Annotated in this window: 3 protein-coding genes and 1 tRNA gene; 2 read left to right on the forward strand and 2 right to left on the reverse strand. The window is 74.0% G+C overall.

Annotated features, from left to right (window positions below; translation table 11 throughout):
* Positions 1-53: 53 nt before the first annotated feature.
* Together pgi and ACFCX4_RS34705 are read right to left on the reverse strand one after the other, a co-directional pair.
* The gene (gene pgi, locus ACFCX4_RS34700) at positions 54-1,715 is read right to left on the reverse strand and encodes a glucose-6-phosphate isomerase (RefSeq protein ID WP_376151207.1); all 1,662 of its coding nucleotides are present in this window, start codon (positions 1,713-1,715) and stop codon (positions 54-56) included.
* 302 nt (positions 1,716-2,017) lie between these two features.
* Positions 2,018-3,601, reverse strand: a complete 1,584-nt coding sequence (locus ACFCX4_RS34705) for a Na+/H+ antiporter (RefSeq protein WP_376151209.1) — start codon at positions 3,599-3,601, stop codon at positions 2,018-2,020.
* A gap of 258 nt (positions 3,602-3,859) precedes the next feature.
* Here ACFCX4_RS34705 and ACFCX4_RS34710 point away from each other — a divergent pair, with 258 nt between their 5' ends.
* Together ACFCX4_RS34710 and ACFCX4_RS34715 are read left to right on the forward strand one after the other, a co-directional pair.
* On the forward strand, positions 3,860-4,768 hold the full coding sequence (locus tag ACFCX4_RS34710) for an NADP-dependent oxidoreductase (RefSeq protein WP_376151211.1): 909 nt from the start codon (positions 3,860-3,862) through the stop codon (positions 4,766-4,768).
* Positions 4,769-4,839: 71 nt separating this feature from the next.
* Positions 4,840-4,913: transfer RNA gene (locus ACFCX4_RS34715), tRNA-Lys, on the forward strand.
* The last annotated feature ends 13 nt before the right edge of the window (positions 4,914-4,926 follow it).

The raw sequence follows: 4,926 nt of genomic DNA on the forward strand, positions 1-4,926 counted from the left end.
CGGCCCGGCCGGGCCGCCCGCCGGGGCGGACGGCCCGGGACCGGTGCGCCGGCTCAGCGGCCGCGCAGCGCCCGGTAGCGGGCGACCAGCGCGGCGGTGGAGCTGTCCAGCGCCTCCGCGCCCTCACCGGTCAGCAGCACCGGCTCGATCCGCTTGGCGAGCACCTTGCCCAGCTCGACGCCCCACTGGTCGAAGGAGTCGATGTTCCAGACCGCGCCCTGGACGAACACCTTGTGCTCGTAGAGGGCGACCAGCTGGCCGAGCACCGAGGGGGTCAGCTCCGCGGCGAGCACGGTGGTGGTCGGGTGGTTGCCCCGGAAGGTCTTGTGCGGGACCAGCCCGGCCGGCACGCCCTCGGCCTCGACCTCCTCCGGCGTCCGGCCGAAGGCCAGCGCCTGGGTCTGGGCGAAGAAGTTGGCGAGCAGCAGGTCGTGCTGGGCGACCAGGCCGGGCAGCAGGTCGGCGACCGGCTCGGCGAAGCCGATGAAGTCGGCCGGGATGACCTTGGTGCCCTGGTGGAGCAGCTGGTAGTAGGCGTGCTGGCCGTTGGTGCCGGGGGTCCCCCACACCACCGGACCGGTCTGCCAGCCCACCGGGCGGCCGTCGCGGTCCACCGACTTGCCGTTGGACTCCATGTCCAGCTGCTGGAGGTAGGCGGTGAACTTGGACAGGTAGTGCGAGTACGGCAGCACCGCGTGCGCCTGGGCGTCGAAGAAGGCGCCGTACCAGACCCCGAGCAGGCCGAGCAGCAGCGGGACGTTCTCCTCCGGCGGGGCGGTGCGGAAGTGCTCGTCGACCAGGTGGAAGCCGTCCAGCATCTCGCGGAAGGCGTCCGGGCCGATGGCGATCATCAGCGAGAGGCCGATGGCCGAGTCGTAGGAGTAGCGGCCGCCCACCCAGTCCCAGAACTCGAACATGTTGGCGGTGTCGATGCCGAAGTCGGCGACGCCCCGGGCGTTGGTGGAGAGCGCGACGAAGTGCTTGGCGACCGCGTCGGTGTCCGCGTGCAGCTCGGTGAGCAGCCAGTTGCGGGCGGAGACCGCGTTGGTGATGGTCTCGATGGTCGTGAAGGTCTTGGACGCGACGACGAAGAGCGTCTCGGCGGCGTCCAGGTCGCGGACGGCCTCGTGCAGGTCGGCGCCGTCCACGTTGGAGACGAAGCGGACGTCGAGGTCCCGTTGGGCGTAGGAGCGCAGCACCTCGTAGGCCATCGCGGGGCCGAGGTCGGAGCCGCCGATGCCGATGTTGACGACGGTGCGGATCCGCTTGCCGGTGTGACCGCGCCAGGCGCCGCTGCGGACCTGCTCGGCGAAGGCGCCCATCCGGTCGAGCACGGCGTGCACGGCGGGGACGACGTTCTCGCCGTCGACCTCGATCACGGCGTCGCGCGGGGCGCGCAGCGCGGTGTGCAGGACGGCGCGGTCCTCGGTGGTGTTGATCTTCTCGCCGCGGAACATGGCGTCCCGCAGGGCGGCGACGCCGGTGGCCGAGGCCAGCTCGCGCAGCAGCGCCAGGGTCTCGTCGGTGACGAGGTTCTTGGCGTAGTCGACGTACAGGTCGCCGACCCGGAGGGTGTAGCGGCTGCCGCGCGCCGGGTCGGCGTCGAACAGCGTGCGCAGGTGCGTGTCGCCGAACTCCTCCCGGTGCTTGGCGAGGGCGGCCCACTGCGGGGTGCGGTCCAGCGGGGTACGGGCGTCGGCGCGGGTCTCCGACATCGGTGGCTCCTCGTTTCGTCTGGGTGCAGATACCGGCAGGGCCAGGCGGGAGGGTTTCGCGAGGTCGTGCGGGTACTGGGGGTGCGCCGACTCCGTTGACGGCCTTGCCCGGGGCCAGCCTATGCAACGCCGGGGCCCCGGGCGCACATTCCGTTCGTCGGCGTCCGGTCGGGGCCCCCGCTGTTGGGGCGGGCGTCGCGGGGTGTCCGTCCGGCCGTCACGGGCCGTCCGCCCGACCCGCCGCCGGGTCGCCCGGACGGACGGCCGGTCAGGTCCGTCCGGCGCCCGCGGCGGGCGGTCCGTCACTTCCGTTCGGAGCGCAGGTCGAGCCCGCGGAGCACCTGGTCGACGAGTTCGGGGTCGGCGCCGGCCTCGGCGCGGGCGACCAGCATCTCGCGCCGGGAGGCGGCGATCATCTCCTGTTCGACGCTGTGCGCCGCACGCCACTGGACCAGCCGCTGCTTCGCCTCGGCGGCCTCCTCCTCGGCGTAGTTCTCGGGGCAGAGCCGGGCGAGCCGGTCGTGCTGACGGTCGCGCAGCCGGTCGGCGACCTCGGCGGGCAGCTTGTCCGCCTCCTCCAGTTCGCCGAGCCGCCGCAGTCCGGCCTTGGCGGCCCGCCACCAGAGCCGGCGGACCTCCTGCTCGTGCCGGTCGTGGTCGAGGTCCAGCTCGAACGCCTTGGCCAGCCAGGGCAGGGTGAGGCCCTGGACCAGGAGGGTGAAGAGCACCACGCTGAAGGCGATGAAGACCAGCCGGCCGCGTTCCGGGAAGGCCTCGCCGGAGTCGAGGGTGAGCGGGATGGCGAGGGCCAGGGCGACGGTGGCGACGCCGCGCATCCCGGACCACCAGAGCAGCACGCTCTCCTGCCAGCTGATCGGGGTGTCCTCCCCGGAGCCGGAGCGCAGCTTCCGGGAGAGCCAGCCGGCCGGGAGCAGCCAGAGCAGCCGGACCACCACGACGACGCCGATCACCACGGCGGCGTCGCCGAGCATGCCGGTCCAGCCGGCGCCGGCCTCCTTGAGGACGGTGGCGAGTTCGAGGCCGATCAGGCCGAAGGCGACGCCGGTGATGAGGATCTCGACGATCTCCCAGAAGGCGTTCCCGACCAGCCGGTAGGAGACGGCGTCGGCGTCGACGGCCCGCTCGGCGAGGTAGAGGCCGCAGACGACGACGGCGAGGACGCCGGAGCCGTGGATCTCCTCGGCCAGGCTGTAGGCGGCGAAGGGGACCAGCAGGTTGAGCGCGACCTGCTGGGTGGGGTCCTCCAGGTAGGAGGCGATCCTGGTGTTGGCCCAGCCGAGGGCGACGCCGATGACGACGGCGAGGACCGCGGAGAGCACGAAGCGCAGGACGGCGCCGCCGCCGGAGAAGTCGCCGCCGACCACGGCGTCGATGGCGAGCGTGTAGACGACGATCGCGGTGACGTCGTTGAACAGGCCCTCGCTCTCCAGGATGGCGACCAGCCGGCGGGGCAGGCCGACGCTGCCGGCGACCGCGACGGCGGCGACCGGGTCGGGCGGGGAGACCAGGGCGCCGAGGGCGATGGCCGCGGCGACCGGCAGGCCGGGCAGCAGCCAGTGCACGGTGCCGGCCACGGCTGCGGTGGTGACCACGACCAGGGCGACGGCGAGCAGCAGGATGGAGCGGATGTTGGCCTTGAAGTAGCGCACCGAGGAGCGCCGGGCGACGGCGAAGATCAGCGGTGGCAGGACCAGCGGCAGGATCAGCTCGGGTTCGATGGCGATGTCGGGGATCTGCGGGACCAGGGCCATGGCGATGCCCAGCAGGGTCATCAGCACCGGTTGGGGCACGCCGGTCCGGCGGGCCAGCGGCATGGTCACCACGGAGGCGAGCAGCACCAGGAAGAGCAGGGGCAGCTGGCCCACGGGGAGGTCCTCTCGGTGGCGGGGCGGGTGCACGGGGGTGCGGCCCGGACATGGCCCGGGCCGCCGTCGAGGATAAATCTGACAATGATCCCAACTGGGGCGACACGCCGGACAGGGGTTGACCTCAAGGGCGGTTGAGGTCCGAGGATCGGGGTCCGGGTCCGGTCCGGCGGCCCCGGCCCGGCAGGCCCGGGTGCCGCCGGACCGGACCCGCCGGCCCCGTCGGCCCACGGCCGCACACGACAGGAGTGCCCCGCGATGAAGGCAGTGACCGTCCCCCGGTTCGGCGGCCCCGAGGTGCTGCGGGTGACCGCGGTGCCCGACCCCTCCCCCGGCCCCGGCCAGGTGCGGGTCCGGGTCTACGCCGCCGGGGTGCAGCCGGTGGACCTCGCGATCCGGGAGGGCCGGGCGCCCGCCGGTGTCGAACTCGTCCCCGGGCTGATACCCGGCAACGAGTTCGCCGGGGTGGTCGACGCGCTCGGGGAGGGCACCGCCGGCTGGGCGGTCGGCGACGAGGTGCTGGGCTTCCGGCTGCTGGGCTGCGCCGCCGAACTGGTCGCGGTCGACGCGGACCGGCTGGTGCGCAAGCCGGCCGGGATGCCCTGGGAGCAGGCCGGCGCGCTGTCCGCCTCCGGGCAGACCGCGCACATCGCGCTCGCCGTGCTGGGGGCCGGCCCGGGCGACACCGTGCTGGTGCACGGCGCGGCCGGCGGGGTCGGCACGGTCGCCGTCCAGCTCGCCCGGGCCCGGGGCGCCACGGTGATCGGCACCGCGAGCGGGCGCAACCACGGCTACCTGCGGGAGCTGGGCGCCGTCCCGGTCACCTACGGCGACGGCCTGGTGGAGCGGGTCCGGGCGCTGGCGCCGCAGGGGGTGGACGCGGCCTTCGACGCGGCCGGGCGCGGGGCCCTGGAGGCCTCCGTCGAACTGGTCGCCGACCGGGCGCGGATCGGCACGGTGGTCGACTACCCGGGCGCCCTGCGGCTGGGCGCCGTGGGGATCCGGGGGGAGCGGACCGCGGCCCGGCTGGCCGAACTGGTCGCCCTGTGGGAGGCGGGCGGGCTGCGGGTGGAGATCGCCGACGCCTTCCCGCTGGGCCGGGCGGCCGACGCCCACCGGCTGGTCGGCACCGGGCACGTCCGGGGAAAGGTCGTCCTCACCCCGTGAGGGGGCCGCCGGGGCGCCGGGCCGATTGTGTGTTTCGGCCGCTGACCAGGTAATGTCTTCCACGTCAGCAGGCGCCGCTAGCTCAGTTGGTTAGAGCAGCTGACTCTTAATCAGCGGGTCCGGGGTTCGAGTCCCTGGCGGCGCACAGACAGCCGGAA

The organism is Kitasatospora sp. NPDC056327 (genome assembly GCF_042261735.1).
In the GTDB taxonomy this organism is placed as follows: Bacteria; Actinomycetota; Actinomycetes; order Streptomycetales; family Streptomycetaceae; genus Kitasatospora.